At 60.7% G+C, this 16,873-nt stretch carries 14 protein-coding genes; 4 read left to right on the top strand and 10 right to left on the bottom strand.

Going from position 1 to position 16,873, the window contains the following annotated elements; genetic code table 11:
* Positions 1-10: 10 nt before the first annotated feature.
* On the top strand, positions 11-1,816 hold the full coding sequence (locus JNB71_RS24700; protein ID WP_220370307.1) for a calcium-binding protein: 1,806 nt from the start codon (positions 11-13) through the stop codon (positions 1,814-1,816).
* Positions 1,817-1,867: 51 nt separating this feature from the next.
* Here the strand turns inward: JNB71_RS24700 and JNB71_RS02805 are convergent, their stop codons facing one another.
* From JNB71_RS02805 to JNB71_RS02835, 7 genes are all read right to left on the bottom strand, one after another.
* A complete protein-coding gene (locus JNB71_RS02805) occupies positions 1,868-3,001 on the bottom strand; it encodes a Gfo/Idh/MocA family protein (protein ID WP_220370308.1) in 1,134 nt (377 codons plus the stop codon).
* Between the two features lie 15 nt (positions 3,002-3,016).
* Positions 3,017-3,778, bottom strand: coding sequence for a sugar phosphate isomerase/epimerase family protein (locus tag JNB71_RS02810; RefSeq protein WP_220370309.1), 762 nt, complete (start codon positions 3,776-3,778; stop codon positions 3,017-3,019).
* A gap of 121 nt (positions 3,779-3,899) precedes the next feature.
* On the bottom strand, positions 3,900-6,374 hold the full coding sequence (locus tag JNB71_RS02815) for a beta-mannosidase (RefSeq protein WP_220370310.1): 2,475 nt from the start codon (positions 6,372-6,374) through the stop codon (positions 3,900-3,902).
* Between the two features lie 91 nt (positions 6,375-6,465).
* Positions 6,466-7,557 carry an ABC transporter ATP-binding protein gene (locus JNB71_RS02820; RefSeq protein ID WP_220370311.1) on the bottom strand — a complete coding sequence of 364 codons (1,092 nt, stop codon included), beginning with the start codon at positions 7,555-7,557 and terminating at the stop codon, positions 6,466-6,468.
* 4 nt (positions 7,558-7,561) lie between these two features.
* Entirely contained in the window at positions 7,562-8,410 is an 849-nt protein-coding gene (locus tag JNB71_RS02825) for a carbohydrate ABC transporter permease (protein ID WP_223215729.1), read from the bottom strand.
* Positions 8,411-8,489: 79 nt separating this feature from the next.
* A complete protein-coding gene (locus tag JNB71_RS02830; RefSeq protein WP_220370313.1) occupies positions 8,490-9,392 on the bottom strand; it encodes a carbohydrate ABC transporter permease in 903 nt (300 codons plus the stop codon).
* Between the two features lie 180 nt (positions 9,393-9,572).
* Complete coding sequence (locus JNB71_RS02835; RefSeq protein ID WP_220370314.1) at positions 9,573-10,808, bottom strand: ABC transporter substrate-binding protein; 1,236 nt, start codon at positions 10,806-10,808, stop codon at positions 9,573-9,575.
* 479 nt (positions 10,809-11,287) lie between these two features.
* Between JNB71_RS02835 and JNB71_RS02840 the strand changes: the two genes are divergently transcribed.
* A complete protein-coding gene (locus JNB71_RS02840; RefSeq protein ID WP_220370315.1) occupies positions 11,288-12,316 on the top strand; it encodes a LacI family transcriptional regulator in 1,029 nt (342 codons plus the stop codon).
* A gap of 79 nt (positions 12,317-12,395) precedes the next feature.
* Here the strand turns inward: JNB71_RS02840 and gndA are convergent, their stop codons facing one another.
* The gene (gndA, locus tag JNB71_RS02845) at positions 12,396-13,826 is read right to left on the bottom strand and encodes an NADP-dependent phosphogluconate dehydrogenase (RefSeq protein WP_220370316.1); all 1,431 of its coding nucleotides are present in this window, start codon (positions 13,824-13,826) and stop codon (positions 12,396-12,398) included.
* A 306-nt stretch (positions 13,827-14,132) separates the two neighbouring features.
* On the opposite strand from gndA, the gene JNB71_RS02850 reads away from it, so the two are divergent.
* Positions 14,133-14,564 (top strand): SRPBCC family protein, encoded by a 432-nt coding sequence (locus tag JNB71_RS02850; protein ID WP_220370317.1) that lies wholly within the window; start codon positions 14,133-14,135, stop codon positions 14,562-14,564.
* The gene (locus tag JNB71_RS02855; protein ID WP_220370318.1) at positions 14,545-14,895 is read left to right on the top strand and encodes a VOC family protein; all 351 of its coding nucleotides are present in this window, start codon (positions 14,545-14,547) and stop codon (positions 14,893-14,895) included. Before JNB71_RS02850 ends, JNB71_RS02855 begins: the two co-directional genes overlap by 20 nt.
* Positions 14,896-14,943: 48 nt before the next feature.
* Here the strand turns inward: JNB71_RS02855 and JNB71_RS02860 are convergent, their stop codons facing one another.
* Positions 14,944-15,654: a PAS domain-containing protein gene (locus tag JNB71_RS02860; protein ID WP_220370319.1), complete on the bottom strand. Its 711-nt coding sequence runs from the start codon at positions 15,652-15,654 to the stop codon at positions 14,944-14,946.
* Between the two features lie 281 nt (positions 15,655-15,935).
* Positions 15,936-16,868 (bottom strand): lipid A biosynthesis lauroyl acyltransferase, encoded by a 933-nt coding sequence (locus JNB71_RS02865; protein WP_220371128.1) that lies wholly within the window; start codon positions 16,866-16,868, stop codon positions 15,936-15,938.
* Between the last annotated feature and the right edge of the window lie 5 nt (positions 16,869-16,873).

A 16,873-nucleotide genomic window follows, 5' to 3' on the forward strand; every position in this document is an offset into this window, starting at 1 on the left:
CGGGTGAACCGTGCCGCTCACCAACATTACCAGCATCGAAAAGGCGGACTTTCTATCGAAGACCGCAGCCTTTCTGAAGACGTGGGAAAATGCTGCCCTCATCGGCAAGACCGCGCCGAGCGCACATGGCGCCATCCATGACGACGGGAAGCAAATTCCGACCATCGGCTACGGTCTGAACCTCAAGGCGATGAGTTACAGCGCCATCTCGGCGGCCTACAAGCTGGCGCTGACGGGCAAGATCGAGGGCAAGCTGTCCGCCTTGCAGGAAAGCGGCCTGAAAATCATTGCGAAATGGAAAGCCGACACGACGCCGACGGCCGCAGACGATGTCGCGCTGATCAACAAGTCGCAAGGCAAAGCCGGCACGGCGGCGGAAAAGAAGGCACTCCAGTCGCTCTGGCTCACCGATGCACAGGCGACCGTTCTGCTGGAGGCAAGGCTCAAGGGTAAGGCGGGGTTGTTCGCCTCCTCGACTGAGGCGGACCTGGCCGCAAGGCTTAACGGCTTCGGCGCCTCGCTGCCGGAGGAATCGCAGGAACGCCTCGTCCTCTATTCGCTGTACTATAATGCGCCAACCCTGATCGGTCCCGGCATCTCGACTGCCATCAAGACCGACAACCATGCCCGGTTCTGGTACGAAGTCCGTTACAACCACGCCAATTTCGACATCAAGGGCCTGCAGAACCGGCGCGAGGACGAATCGAACAAGGTGGGCATCCTTGCGCCGGCCGATCGAAAGGATGCCGGCGCCGTGCTCAAGGCGATGGACTTCCTCTTCGATCGCGAAGGCGGGGTATCGAGCGTCTACGAGAAGATCGCCGCCCGCGATAAGGTGATCAACGAGGCGGATCAGGTCAATGCCAAAACCCAGTCGTTCGAGGCACAAATCGCCTCCTACCTGAAAACACTGTCGGACAAATACGCCTTTGGCGACCAGTTGCACTTCGTCCAGGCGGGCGGCGCGGGCAACGACACATTTGCGCCGGGTGTCGCGAGCTATGCGCGGCTCGATGCCGCAACGATGCGAAACGAGACGAACACCAACGATCTCGTCATCGCCGGCGATGGCGACAACAGGATAAGGACCGGAGGCGGCGACGATTGGGTCTATTCCGGCAAAGGAAAGGACAACATCGATCTTGGCGATGGCGATGACCACGTATCCGCCGGTGCCGGTAACGACGTCATAAACGGCGGCGGCGGTGGGGACATCATGAAGGGTGGTGCGGGATACGACATCTATTTAATCGAAAGCGTTTCGGATCGTGTTGTCGATGTCGACAGGGGGAAGATCAGGACCGAAGTCTCGCTCAAGGCCCTGACGCAGAATATCGACACCTATGTCAACCTCAAAGCCGGACTGACGCACAGCCTGACGCTTGATGCCGACAAGCTGCCTGCCGACCCCGACGGCGACACCATCACTTTCGAAGGCAGCAGCGGCAACGATGCCTACCGCTTGTCACTGACCGACGACACCATGCTCGTCCATTTCAAGACCGGCAACGGCAACGACAAGATCACCCTCACCGGCCGGGAAAACCCCGCAACCGGCACCACGACGATCGCCGTGGAAGACGCAGCAAGTACGGATCGCTTCGACATCTCTGTTTTCAGCGCCCTTTCTCTTGACGCTTTCGAAGGCAAGGCGGACGAGATCGGCAACTACTATTGCAAGCTTGAGAGCCAGTCGGGCGTCAGCACCATGGCAATCTGGTATGCATCAGACGGCGGCGGCGGCACCGTCACTCTCAACAATGCCATCACGATCTGCTCCACCATGCCGATGTCGGAGGCCATGTTTCTCGTGTGATCGGGTGAGGCACTGGCCCGCCGCAGGGGATACAGCGGGCCAGCAAACCCCTTACCGCAGAAGCGCGTTGGCTTCCTCGATGCCGAGCGCCGCCGGCTGCGTGCAGGTCGTCGTCAGTTCGACGAACTGGCCCGTCTCGCCCGACTTGAGGATCGACACCATGACATCGACGCCGTGCAGCGCGCGCTCCAGCGAGCAGCGGGCGTCGCGACCTTCGAGAATGGCGAGCGCCAGGTCGGCAAGGCCGGCCGTACGGTAGTTGGCCATCGGCCCCTGCGGATGCTCCTGATTGTCGACGGCGAAGGGATGATCCCACATCTCGACCGGCTGGATGTCCTTGTCGCGGCCGCTGGCCGAGACAGTACCGCCGAAGAAATTCGGATCGGGCACGAAGAGCGAGCCTTCCGTGCCATAGAGTTCCATATTGCCGTGGCGGTGCGACCAGACATCCCAGCTGGCCGACAGCGTCACCGTCGCGCCGTTCTGGAATTCGAGCAGCGCATGGATATTCGTCGGCGTCTTCACCGGAATGACCTCGCCCTTGCGCGGCTCGCTGGTGATGGTGCGGGTCGGGTTGGCCATCGAGGTCAGCGCCGCCACGCGCCTGACCGGACCGATCAGGTTGACGAGGTTGGCGATGTAGTACGGCCCCATGTCAAGGATGGGACCGCCGCCGGGCAGGAAGAAAAAGTCCGGGTTTGGATGCCACATCTCCATGCCCGGGCCCATCACGTGGCACGTGCCGGACGTGACACGGCCGATCTTGCCCTGGTCGATATAGTCTCGCGCCAGCTGGTGCGCGCCGCCAAGGAAGGTGTCCGGTGCGCAGCCTACCTTCAGGTTGTTGGCGGTGGCGATGCCGCGCAGCTGCTCGCCCTGCTCCAGCGAAAGCACGAGCGGCTTTTCGGAATACACGTGCTTGCCGGCCTCCAGGATCATCTTCGAGACGGGGAAATGCGCTTCCGGGATCGTCAGGTTGACGACGATGTCGATCTCCGGATTGGCAAGCAACGCCTCGATGGTCTGCGCCTTGACGTCATATTCGGATGCGCGCGTTTCGGCGGCAGCCGGATTGATGTCGGCGCAGGCGACGACCCTGATGCCCCTGAAGAGCGGCGAAAGCTTGAAATAGGTGGTGGAGATGTTGCCGCATCCGATGATGCCGACGCCGAGTTCTCGTGTCATGATCTGCTCTTTCCTTCAGTAGGTCTTGATCGATGCGATCGAGCGCTCCGCCGTCGCCTTGAAATCCTTGGGGTTGTCGTGCTCGACGATGTAGTATCGGGCAGGTGTCGCGGCGAGCACCTTGAACAGCCTCTTCCAGTCAACGGTGCCATGGCCGACATCGGCCCAGCCGTCCTCATCGGCATTTTGGCCGGCTGCGGCGATGTCCTTCACGTGGACGGCCCTGATGCGGCGGCCATGTTTTTCGATCCAGGCAAAGGGATCGGCACCGCCGCGGATGACCCAGGCGATGTCTGCTTCCCAGGAGAGGTTCGGTCCGCCGGCAAAGATATGTTCCTGCGGGATCGAGCCGTCAGGCAGTGCGAGAAATTCAAAGTCATGATTGTGCCAACCGAAGTCCAGGCCGGCGTCACGGATTGGCTTTCCTGCCTTTTCCAGGCGTTCGCCGAACGCCCTCCAGCCGGCCGCGTCCGTCGGCCGCTGATCGGGAAGCAGATAGGGGCAATAAACGGCCCTGATCCCGAGGGTGCTGGCGATCTTCAGAACGCCGGCCGGATCGGATTCGAGCATGTCGAGGCCGAAATGGGCGGTCGGCATCGTGACGCCGCTTTCGTCCAGGTCGGCCTTCAGGGCGGCAAGTGCTGCGTCGTCGAGCGAGGCGTATAGTGCGCCGTAACCCTCGACATGTTTGTAGCCGACGGCACCGACCGTCTTGAGGACGTCGGAGAGCGGCGGGAAATTTCGGGCGCTGTAAAGCTGGAAGCTGACGGTCTGCATGGGCAAGTTCTCCTTGGGAGTTAGGGGAGCAAGGTGTCGTCTCCGAGGTCGTCAGAGGGCTCGGGCGGGTGTCTTCTTGGGTGACGGAAAGCGGTGGGCACTTCGCAGCATCAAGATCTCGCTAACCGGTGCCCTGGCAGGACTGCAGGTCGTAGCCGATAAAGACCGGCTTCCAATCTGCGGCCTGCGGCTGCTTGGGTGTGAAACGGATGACACGGCGTTCGCCGGCCGTCAGGTCGAAGGCGTTGTCGGAGTAGCGGCCCTCAATGTCGGTTTCGATCATCACGTGCAGGGCAAGGCCACTCGCCGCAACGGTGATCTCGTAAGTGCCGTCGACGCCCGGGGTCGTCGAGATCAGGAGATCGGACGGGACCAGATCGAGCGCCTTGTAGGTGCCCTGAACATGATGCCCCTCGCCGCGCATGCCGTTCGAGGCTTCGAAGGACCAGAACAGCAGCATGTTCTTCGGGATATCCGCGGCGGCGATCGACAGCAGTGTTGCGGCACCATCCGGGCTGCAGGTGCCGGCGGCAGCCGCCAGGGGCTGCTTCTCGCCCGACAGCGAAACGAGAAAGGTCTGCAGTTCGATCGTAACGGGGTCGGAGGTGTCGTTGACCATCGAGAAGGCGATGGTCGTTCCATCGTCGGAGGGAATGGCGGCGACAGCCACCGGCTGGAAGAACCGGCGTACCATGTAGTGCATGGCCTTCCAGTTGCCGCCATAGTCGAGGCTCGCCCAGGAGGCGACCGGCCAGGTGTCGTTTAGCTGCCAGTACAGCGTTCCCATGCAATGCGGCTTCAGCGACCGCCAGAATTCGACGGCAGTGCGGATCGCCAGCCCCTGCTGAATCTGGCTGAGATAGACGAAGTTGGAAAAATCCTTCGGAAAGCGGAAGTAGCGGAACATGGTCGCCGCGATACGCTCATTGCCGCCTGCATTCTTCTGGTGCGATTCCATCACCGGCGAGGCGATGTTCAGGTCCTTCTGTTCCGCGAACTGCCGCACGATCGGCATCGAGGTATAGGACTGGAAGCCGAACTCGGAGCAGAAGCGTGGTCGGACCGTGCGGTAATTGTCGAACGACTTGTTCTCGTGCCAGACGGACCAATAGTGCATGTCGCCGGAGCCATCCGCGTGCCAGGCGTCGCCGAAGTTGAGCGGCCCGACAGACGGGCTTGACGGCCACCAGATTGCATCGGGCGCAGCCGCCTTGATGCCGGTCTCGATGGTGCGGTTGAGGCGGTCGTAGGAAACGAGATAGCGGTCGCGATCCTTGCGGCTCTCTTCAAACCAGGTAAGCGCGCCGACGAGCTCGTTGTCGCCGCACCAGAGCGCGATCGATGGATGCGATGACAGCCGCTTGACCTGGTAATCCACCTCCGCCGCGACGTTTTCGAGGAAATCCGGGGTCGAGGGATAAAGATTGCAGGCAAACATGAAATCCTGCCAGACCATCAGGCCCAGCCGGTCGCAGAGGTCATAGAACCAGTCCGTCTCGTAAAAGCCGCCGCCCCAGACGCGGATCATGTTCATGTTGGCATCAACCGCCGAGCGCAGCAGATCCTCGACGCCCTCCGGCGTCACCCGCGAGGCGAGCGCATCGGCCGGGATCCAGTTGGCACCGCGGCAGAAGATCTCGCGTCCGTTGACGCGGAAGGCAAAACGGCTGCCGGCCTCGTCCTTGTCCGTTAGAAGCTCGATCGTCCGCAAGCCGATCTGGCGGCTCACGGTTTCACCCGGAAGCGAGACGATGAGTTCGGACAACGCCTGTTTACCGCTGCCTGCCGGCCACCAGAGCCTCGGATTGTAGACGGTAAAGACGTGCGTGACCTGTGTCTCGCCGGCATTGACGGCGCAATCCAGGTGCTCCCTTGCGCCGTCGAGCGAAAAGTCGATGCCGACGACGCTCGGATCCTGTGCAAAGAGGGTCACCGTCACCTGAAGGTCGATTGCGCCGCCGGCCTGCGGCACCTGGCGGGTCGTGACGTGTTCGATGCGGGCAGCTGCGAGTTTCTTGAGGGCGATTGCGCCGTAGATGCCAAGCGGCGCGACGGCAATGTTCCAGTCCCAGCCGAAATGGCATTGCGGCTTGCGCAGCATGTTCCCGTTCGGGATCGGGCAATTGGTGGTCGAATAGGGAATATAGAAGGGCTGGGCGGCCTGCGCCTGCGCCCCGGCAGCGATCGCTGAATGGATGACGATGCGCAACCGGTTCTGGCCCGCTTTCAAGAGCGAGCTTACGGCCGGGCGATAGCGTAGAAAGCAGTTCCTGGCATCGAGAACCAGCTCGTCGTTGACATAGACCGAGGCGACGGTGTCCAGGCTTTCAATATCGAGATACCAGTATCCGGGGAGATCGGCCGCGTCGATGTCGAACGTGCGCTCAAGCACCCAGTCCTTGTGTGCCACCCACTGGACGTCATCCTCGTTGCGGCCGGCATAGGGATCGGCGATCGCGCCGGCCGCCTGCAAAGCGCTGTGCACGTCGCCCGGAATGGCCATCGTCAGCGCATGACTGTTGTCCGACGAGGCAAGCAGCCACTCGCCCGACAGGTCGAGAGCCACGGTTTCGGAGGGGAAGACATCAGCAGACATTGTCAAAAATCCATTTGCGGCCCAAACGCAGGGATGGGCGCCATCATCTTCGAAGTGGCCGCGGGACGCGGCCGCTTGATGTTGCGGTTGATCAGATCCTGTTTTCGGTGGCGGCGTCGAAAACCGAGGCCATCGACATGTCGAAACTGATTTTCAGCGCAGTCCCGGGCGCATAGCGCCGCGCACCCGCAATGCGCACCGACATGGTCTGCCCTGCATGTTTCAGCCACAGGAGATTGTCGGCGCCCATTGGCTCCTCGATATCGACGATCGCATCGTGAACTTCCTGGCCAGGCACGTTTTCATCGACCTTCACATGTTCCGGCCGCACACCGAGCACGACCTTGCGGCCAGTCTCGAGTGGTCCGCGGGCCGGATAAGCCTCCATGCCGAAATCGACGCCATTGACTTCGATCACCTTGCGCCCTCCCCGGTCCTTGATCTCGCCGCGGAAGAAATTCATCGACGGCGAGCCGATGAAGCCGGCGACGAAGAGGTTTTCCGGGAAATTGTAGATCGTCATCGGATCGGCAAGCTGCTGGATGACGCCGCTCTTCATGACGGCAATACGATCCGCCAAGGTCAGGGCTTCGATTTGATCGTGGGTGACGTAGATCATCGTATTGTTCAGCGACTGGTGAAGCCGCTTGATTTCGACGCGCAGCTCCGAGCGCAACTTGGCGTCGAGGTTGGACAGCGGCTCGTCGAACAGGAAGACGTCGACGTCGCGGACAAGGGCGCGGCCGATCGCGACGCGCTGGCGCTGGCCGCCCGACAGTTCCGAGGGTTTGCGCTTGAGCAGCGGCTGGATCTGCAGGATTTCGGCGGCGCGCGCAACACGCTTGTCGATTTCAGCAGCCGGCAGCTTGGCGACGCGCAGGCCGAAGGAAAGGTTCCGCTCGACCGTCATCTGCGGATAGAGCGCGTAGGACTGGAACACCATGCCGATGCCGCGGTCCTTGGGCTCCTCCCAGGTGACGTTCCTGTCCTTGATGAAGATCTGGCCGTCGGTGACGTCGAGAAGACCGGCAATGCAGTTCAAGAGCGTGGATTTGCCGCAGCCGGACGCGCCGAGCAGGACGAGGAATTCGCCGTTCTGGATGTCGAGGTTAAGCGTGTCGAGCACGGTGACGGCACCGAAGCTCAACGACAGATCCCTGACCGATACGCTGACGTTGTTCATGCACTCACCCTTTCACTGCGCCGGCGGCGATACCGCGGACAAAAAGCCGTCCGGAAACGAAATAGACGATCAATGGAACGGCCCCGGTCAGAATGGTCGCCGCCATGTTGACGTTGTATTCCTTCACGCCCTGGACCGAGTTGACGATGTTGTTGAGCTGGACGGTCATTGGATAATATTCCGGTCGGGTGAATACGACGCCGAACAGGAAGTCGTTCCAGATGCCGGTGATCTGCAGGATCATGGCGACGACGAAGATCGGCAGCGACATCGGCAGCATGATCTTGAAATAGATCGTCCAGAACCCGGCACCGTCGATGCGCGCCGCCTTGAACAGCTCTTCCGGAAGCGACGAGAAGTAGTTGCGGAAGAGAAGCGTCAGGATTGGCATGCCGAAGATGGTGTGGACGATGATCAGGCCCGTCAGCGAGCCATAGAGACCCATTTCGCGCAGAACGATGACGATCGGATAGATCATCACCTGATAAGGGATGAAGGCGCCGACGATGAGGATCGTGAAGAACAGGTCAGCCCCCTTGAACCGCCAGTTCGCCAGCGCATAGCCATTGATCGAGGCGATTGCGATCGACATGATTGTCGAGGGAATGGTGATGCGAACGGAGTTCCAGAACCCTCGGGACAGGCCATCGCAATTCAGCCCCGTGCAGGCGGTGGCCCAGGCTTTCACCCAGGGCTCGAAGGTGATCTCGACGGGCGGCGAGAAGATGTTGCCCAGCCGGATTTCCGGCATGCCCTTCAGCGACGTGACTATCATGACGTAAAGCGGCAGCAGGTAGTAAGCGGCGGCGAAGATCAGCGCGCCATAGATCATGATGTTTCTGGACGAAAACATCGGGCGCGGCTTCCTACCCTGTGGGCCGGGCGCCAGTCTCGAGGCGCCATGGGCGGCCTGCCCTTTGAGAGGTATTGTGTCAGCCACGCTTGCGTCCTCCGAATTCCAGATAGGCCCAGGGCACGATGATGATGGCGACGGTTATCAGCATCATGGTTGAGGCAGCGAAGCCCTGACCGAGGTTCTGCGCCAGGAACATGTAGTCGTAGACATATTTGGCGGGCACTTCGGAGGCGATGCCGGGACCGCCGCTGGTCTGCGCCACGACCAGGTCGTAGACCCGGACGATGCCGCTCGCGATGATCACCAGCGTGGTGATGAAGACGGCGCGCATCATCGGAATGATGATGAAGAGGTAGGTCTTCCACATCGGAATGCCGTCGACGCGTGAGGCCTTCCAGATGTCCTCGTCGATGCCGCGCAGGCCGGCGAGCATCAGGCACATGACGAGGCCCGTTCCCTGCCAGAGGGCGGCGATCAGGATGCCGTAGATGACGATGCTTTGATTGTAGAGCGGATCGAAGGTGAAGCTCGACCAGCCGAGCGACCGGACCACCGACTGCACCCCGAATTCCGGATTGAGCACCCATTGCCAGACCAGGCCGGTGACGATGAAGGAGAGCGCGAATGGATAGAGGAAGATCGTCCGAAACGTGTTCTCGAAGCGGATTTTCTGGTCCATCAGCGCAGCGAGCACGAAACCGATCACCAGGCTGAAAATCAGCGAGAAGAAGCCGTAGATGGCAAGGTTCTGGATGGACATCAGCCAGCGCGGGGCTGCCCACAGGCGCTCATACTGATCAAGCCCGACAAACGACATGCGCGGCAGGAGCTTCGAATTGGTGAAGGAATAAAACACCGTCCAAAGCGTGCCGCCGAGAAAGATCACGACGGCGGTCAGTATCATGGGAATTGAGGCAATCTTGGAATGCAGATTGCGCAACAACTGGTTTGGCCGGCCGGCATGCGCTTGGCCCGTCATGTCTCACTCCTCCCCTGGATCAGGTTCATCCCGTTGAAAGCGGCGGCGCACACCGCAGCATTTCGCTCCATCGTCAAGTCCGAAGGATCGCCGGCCCGTGAGCCGGCATTGAACCTGCGGGTTTGAGTTTCGAACCGGCCCCGCGCGAGGCGGAGCCGGCTTTCGATAGAGTAGCCGTGATCAATCGGCCGACGCGATGATTTCGGTGAAGCGCTTCTGCGCATCTTCCGGCGTCATCGAGGGGTTGGCGAAGAACTCCGAGAAGAGGTCTTCCTTCTGCTTCTGGCTGTCTGCAGACAAAAGCTGGTCGGTGCCCTGGATCACATTGCCCTTGGCAAGGATCTCGAGACCCTTCTTCATGCAGTCATTGGCTGCGTTGAGGTCGACGTCACCGCGCACCGGTAGCGACCCCTTCTTCAGGTTGAACGCGACCTGCGTCTTCGGATCGAGCAGCGTCGAGGCGAGCACTTCCTGTGCCTTCGACTTTTCCTCGTCCTTCAGCAGCGGGAAGTAGAAAGCATCGCCGCCGGTAGAGATGATCTCGTTGACGCCGAGACCCGGAAGGCAGGTATAGTCCGTGCCAGCTTTCTGGCCAGCAACCTGGAACTCGCCTTGCGCCCAGTCGCCCATGATCTGGCCGCCGGCCTTGCCGGTGATGACCAGATTGGTGGCCTGGTTCCAATCCTGCACGTTGCTGCCCTTGGACATCTTGCGAGCATCATCAGCAGCCTTGAAGACCTTGGCGATATCGGGACCCGCGGCCACTTCCGCATCCTTCTCGCCGAACACCTTGTTGAACACGTCCTTGCCGGCAATTGCGACCATCAGCACGTCAAACGCACCGGCCGACTGCCAGGGCTGGCCACCGACGGCAAGCGGTATGATGCCAGCCTTCTCCAGGGCCGGTGCCGCGGCAACGAATTCGTCCCAGTTCTTCGGCACCTCGACGCCGGCCTTCTTGAAGGCCGCATTCGAGAGCCACAACCACTGCCAGGAGTGGATGTTGACCGGCGCGCAGTAGATCTTGCCTTCGATGGTGCAGCTGTCGAGCAGGCTCGACGGCTTGACGATATCCTTCCAGTTCTCCCTGGTGGCCACGTCGGTCAGGTCGCGCATCAGGCCCGCCTCGACCAGCTCCTCAGCTTGCCGGCCGTGATTGAACTGCGTGGCGCCCATCGGATCGCCGCCGGTGATGCGGCTGATCATGATCGGCCGGGCGGTACCACCCGAACCGGCAATGGCACCGTCAACCCAGTGATTGCCGGTGGCATCGAACGCTTTTGCCAGTTCGGCGACCGCCGCGGCTTCGCCACCGGACGTCCACCAATGAGTTACTTCCAGATCGGTAGCGCTGGCTACGCTCCATGGAAGCACGACAGTCGCCGCCAAAGCAGCCGCCAACAAACGCAATTTCATGAGTTTTCCTCCCTCACTGTAACGTTACCGTAAAAAACTTAGTTCAATCGTTTTGCATGCGCAACAGCCACAACGCGAAATTCCTGAGAAATTTTTCATCGCTACTACTACGTGCATCTCGCGGGCGAATGAGAGATCAGCCTGCGTCATTCATGTTGCCGTGCAGCTTGGGCGAAAATTCATTTTTTCCGGTAATTTCAGCCTGCTTCTTAAGAAGCGTAACTTTTGAAACCATATCTTCTTTTCGCAAGTGCAACTACTTCATGATGCATTGCGAGATACAACTCTACGAAGAGACCGCAGTGGTATCGATAAAAAAAGCGCTCGACAAGCAAACTGTATCGTTACAGATTTTTGACAAATTGAGTGCCCTTCGGCGACGGGTGCCCATATGCCGTAAATCGTATATAAGGCATGAATGACCAGAGGGTCTGCCGCAGGAAACGATGCGGCCGAACATGAAAAGGCGATAGGCGGGAATGGACGAAAAGACCAAGAGCAACCAGGCCTCGGCGTCCCCCTCATTGCAGGAGCGCCCGACCCTGAAGACAATCGCCTTCATGACGGGCCTTGGCATCACGACGGTCTCGCGCGCCTTGAAGGATGCGCCCGATATCGGCGCCGAAACCAAGGAGCGTGTCCGGCTTGTCGCCAAACAGGTGGGCTACCAGCCGAACCGCGCCGGTGTGCGCCTTCGAACCGGCAAGACCAACGTCATCAGCCTGGTACTGTCTCTCGAAGAGGAGGTGATGGGACTGACGAGCCCGATCGTCGTCGGCATCTCCGAGGTGCTCGCCTCGACGCCGTACCACCTCGTCATCACGCCGTACAGATTCTCCAAGGACGCCCTCGCCCCGGTCCGCTACGTGCTCGACACGGGTGCGGCCGACGGCGTGATCATCTCGCGCACGGAACCGAAGGATCCGCGCGTCGCACTGATGATGGAGCGAAATTTTCCCTTCGCCACCCATGGCCGCACCGATATGGGACTGATCCACCCCTATCATGATTTTGACAATGAAGGATTTGCCTATGAAGCCGTCCGGCGGTTGGCGGAGCTCGGGCGCAAGCGAATCGTCCTCCTGCAGCCGCCGCCGCATCTGACCTTCCACCGCCACATGCGCAAGGGCTTCGACCAAGGCATCCGCGATTTCGGCGTCGAGGCCGTCGCCTTCGGCGCGGTCGATCTCGACAACAGCCTGACGGAAATCCGCGCAGCGTTCGAGACGCTGATGCGCTCCGACGACGCACCCGACGGCATAGTTTCGGGTTCGGGCGCCGGTTCGATCGCGTTAATCGCCGGCCTCGAAGCCGTCGGCAAGAAGCTCACGCAGCATGTCGATATGGTGTCCAAGGTGCCGAGCGACTTCCTGAGCTGGCTGCGTCCCGAAGTCATCACCATGAACGAGGATATCCGCCACGCCGGCCGGGAGCTGGCCAAAGCCGTGATCGGCCGCATTGCCGGTTTGCCGGCAGAAGAATTGCAGAGCCTGAGCCGGGCGATCTGACGCGCTTTTCATCGAAGCAAAAAGCCGCGCGAAGCAATCCGCGCGGCTCTTTTGTAGAGGGGCCCGACGCGTGCCGGGATCAGGCGCTCAGGCCGCTGCCCCAGGGTCCATGGTGCGCATCTTCGCCGTCGATGCGATCAAAGCCATGGGCGCCGAAGAAATCGCGCTGCGCCTGGATGAGGTTCGCCGTACCGCGTCCGCGACGGTAGCTGTCGAAATAGCCGAGCGCAGATGCGAGTGCCGGCACGGGCAGGCCGCCGAGGGCGGCCGCGGACACGACGCGGCGAAGCGCCCCGTCGCTCTCCTTGACCATCCTGGCGAAGGCTGGCGTGACGATCAGGTTGGCGACATCCGGATCCTTGGTGAACGCCGTGGTGATTTCATCGAGGAACTGCGAGCGGATGATGCAGCCGGCGCGCCAGATCTTGGCGATGGTCGGCATCGGCAGATTCCAGTTGAATTCCCTGGACGCCGCCGACATGACGGCAAACCCTTGAGCATAGGCGCCAATCTTCGATGCTAGCAGTGCGCTCTCGAGGTCCTTGAGGAAAGCAGCCTTGTCGGCCACCCTGAACTCGCCGACATTCGGAAGGCCCAGCACCTTTTCGGCTGCTTCGCGCTCATCCTTCATCGAGGAGATGCTGCGTGCGGCGACGGCAGCTTCGATGCCGGTCGCCGGAACGCCCATGTTTTGCGCCTCGATTACCGACCATTTGCCCGTGCCCTTCTGGCCGGCCTTGTCGAGGATCAGATCGACGATCGGCCTGCCGGTGATGGGGTCTGCCGCCTTCAGCACCTTCTCGGTGATTTCAATCAGATAGGAATTCAGCCGGCCCCTGTTCCACTCGCCAAAGACTTCGCCGATTTCGGTGGCGCCCATCTTCAGGCCATCACGCAGGATGCCGTAGATCTCGGCAATCATCTGCATGTCGGCATATTCGATGCCGTTGTGGATGGTCTTGACGAAGTGACCGGCGCCGTTTTCGCCGAGCCAATCGACGCACGGGACGCCGTCAAATTTCGCGGCGATCGAGGTCAGCACCTTTTCGACGCGTTTCCAGGACTCCTGCCTGCCGCCGACCATGATGGACGGGCCGTGGCGCGCGCCCTCCTCGCCGCCCGAAACGCCCATGCCGATGAAGGTCAGGCCGCTGTCCTTGAGATTGTCGAAGCGACGCATCGTATCGCGGAAATTAGCATTGCCCGCATCGATCATGATGTCGTTCGTCTCAAGATAGGGCTTGAGCAGTTCCATCTGCTGATCGACGGCCTCGCCGGCCTTGATCATGATGATGATCGGCCGTGGGGGGCGGATGGCGGCAACGAACTCCTCGATGGTCTCACAAGGCACGATCTGGCTCTGCAGTTCGCCGGCATCGGCATAAAACTTCCGGGTCGCTTCCACCGTGCGGTTGAATACTGCGATCCTATTGCCCTTCTCGGCAATGTTGAGCGCCAGATTCGATCCCATAACGCCAAGACCGATAAGGCCGATTTCCGCCTGTGCCACCGTATGTGCCTCCGTTAGACAGTGAAGCGGCCGATGCCCGGCTGGACATCCGCCATAACTACACCAGATTGACTTATGCAGGGCGGTTTCGTTCGGCAGGGATGCCTCAAAGCGCCTTGCATGCTGACGGAGTTTTGGCATTCAAATCCATTAACGACAAGCGATTGTTGTCGAACGCGAGACATTTCCGGGTAGCGCGGGTAAGCGTGGACGAACGCCCCGAACGCTCCCGCGGCACGGCGATTTTCCGTCTTGCCCTGCGCCGCTTTCCCAACGAACTCGCAGACATGTGGAAGGAAAGTACCGATGAGCCCCAGGCAAGCCAGGATCGTTCACATCAGCATCGAGAGACATTGGCGTGACGTTTACGACTTCGCAGCCAAGCCGGAAAACATGGTGCTCTGGGCCTCCGGCCTCGGCAGCGGCCTGGAGGCCGATGGTGAGAACTGGGTGGCGCATGGCCCGCTCGGAAGCGTCCGCGTGAAATTTGCGCCGGAGAACGATTTCGGCGTGATGGACCATATCGTGACGATGGAATCGGGACTGGAAGTCCACAATGCGCTGCGTGTCGTGCCCAATGGCGACGGCGCCGAGGTTATGTTTACGCTGCTGCGGCTGCCCGATGTCAGCGATGAACAGTTCGAGGCCGATTTCAGATGGGTTCTGAAAGACCTCAACACATTGAAAAAACGTTTGGAACATAGCGAGGACAACAACCATGGGACAGAAGGGCGTTGATCGCCAGATCGACAATATCGAATTCGTGGTATCGGATATCGCCCGTTCAAAAGCGTTTTACGGCGCTGCATTCGGCTGGTCGTTCACCGACTACGGTCCGCAATATTGTGAATTCAGCGACGGTCGCCTGACGGGCGGCCTGACGACCGGAACGGTCAAACCGGGCGGACCGCTGGTCATCCTGTATGCAGACGATCTTGCAGCCACCCAGGCCCGGCTGGAAGCGGCCGGCGCCCGCATCGTCAAGGACACCTTCTCCTTTCCGGGCGGCAGGCGCTTCCATTTTGAGGATCCGGACGGCTACGAACTCGCGGTCTGGTCCGACAAATAGCCGGCATGCAACTCGGCGCACGGGCGGTGCTCCCCGTCGCCCGTCGTCTCACGCGGCGATCGAACGACGGCGGTCGGCGATCTCCTGGAGGATCAGGATTGCGCCGATGATCTTGCCGGTGCTCGACATGCAGGGCGTCATCCGGCAGCGCACGGTTATCGTGCGGCTCTCAAGCTCCTTGGCGTAGGTGTAATCCAGGAGTTCGCCGGTAAAACATCTGTCGAGGTTCGGCTTGACCCGTTGCTCGAAGCGCTGAATACCGACGAACTCGACGATGTGTCTGCCGACGAGGTCCATCGGACGCGCGTCCAGTTGCGCGGCATTGACGGAATTCGTGTAGAGGTAACGGTAGTCGGGGGTGATGACGGCGATGCGATCGGGCATGCAGTCGAGGATCGCCTCGTTCAGGAAGCCCTCGTCGACGTGGCCCTTCCGGAGGCTGCCGGACGTTCGCGGCGCAAAGGATTTCTCGAAGCCGTCACCACTTCCCGCCTGCAGATAACGGTCCGCCAGGGTCTGGAGGACGTCGCGCTGGCGCAGCACGCTGGAAACGTCGGCGGCTTCCTTCTGCAGCAGATCGAGAACGAACTGGAATTGCAGGCGGGCGTCCACCGAATCCCGTGCCTCTTCGTGATAGATGGCTTCCAGAAGCGGTTCAATTTCGCGGTCGAGAATATTTATCAAAAGGTCATCGCCGGATTTGACTGCATATTGCAGCTGGGAATATTTGAACCAGAAAAGGTCGATCAGTGCCTTCAATTTTCCACCCCACCGCTACGCAACCCGTCATGCCCCGATACGCGATCGCAATATAGATCGATTGGCGCGGCGCATCGTCCGTCGTCCGGAGCGCCTGCAATCGGCTTGCCTTAGGAAGTCAACTTACACTCGTGCAAACCGTATTCAACACCCGAGCACGGGCCGGAAACGTTACAGTTGAAATTATTTCAGGCACTTGCCGATTTGAGCGACATTCGTCCGGCGATGGCTGGTAGGGAGCCGCCGACGAACGGGGCGGGCCTTCCCCGCGCCGCTGCCGATCAGTCCTTCAGGCTGCGCTTGATGTTCCAGCGGTCGTGATACCAGAGCCACTGCCCCGGATACTCCCTCACCCAGCTCTCGACCTTGTCGTTGAGAAGCTGCGCCGTCGCGTTGACGTCAACGCTGCCGTCAGCCCTGCGCGGAATGGCAATGGCCGGTTCGAGCTCGAGCCGGAAGCGTCCGTTCGGCAGCCGGATCGAGCGCGCCGGATAGACCTCGCAATTGAACTGCCGCACCAGCTTGGCAAGCAATGGATTGGTGCGGACGTCCCGGCCGAAGAACTTGGTCGTCAGTCCCTTGCGGAACTTCTGGTCGACGAGCACGCCGACGGCGCCGCCCGCCTCCAGCTTGCGCGCGAGCGTGAACGAGGAGCCGGCATGTGACGGCACGAGACTGCCCATCCGCTGCTTGCGGAAATTGAACACCTTGTCGGCGACGTAAGGGTTGTTCGGTGGGCGGAAAAGCACCGTCACGTCCAGACCGAAGGCCGCACCGGCGACCGGCAGCAGCTCGAAATTGCCGCTATGGGCGGTAAAGACGATGAACGGACGCGGATTGTCGCGCAACTCGACAAACAGCGGGATGCCGGAAACCTCGATGCGGCCCGGCTCCGGGTTTGCCGGATCGAAATCGAAGAGTTCGTCGAGGAAGACGTATTCCGCCGCCAGCCTGCCGATACTCCCCCAGCTCTCGAGCGCGATCGCCTCGATCTCCGCCTCGCTCTTTTCGGGAAAGGCATTGCGCAGATTGGTCATCGTCAACCTGTGCCGGCGCTTCAGCCTCGGCCCGAGCCAGCGGGTGAAACGATCGGCAAATTCGATGGCGCCATTGGCCGGAAACAGCTTGAGCGTACCGAGCAGCAGGAAGACGAACTGCGCAATCGCCCATTGGCGGAAATGCTCCACCGAAAGAACCAGCCGTGTGATCAGCATGCGCA

Source organism: Rhizobium herbae, assembly GCF_019511375.1.
In the GTDB taxonomy this organism is placed as follows: domain Bacteria; phylum Pseudomonadota; class Alphaproteobacteria; order Rhizobiales; family Rhizobiaceae; genus Pararhizobium; species Pararhizobium herbae_A.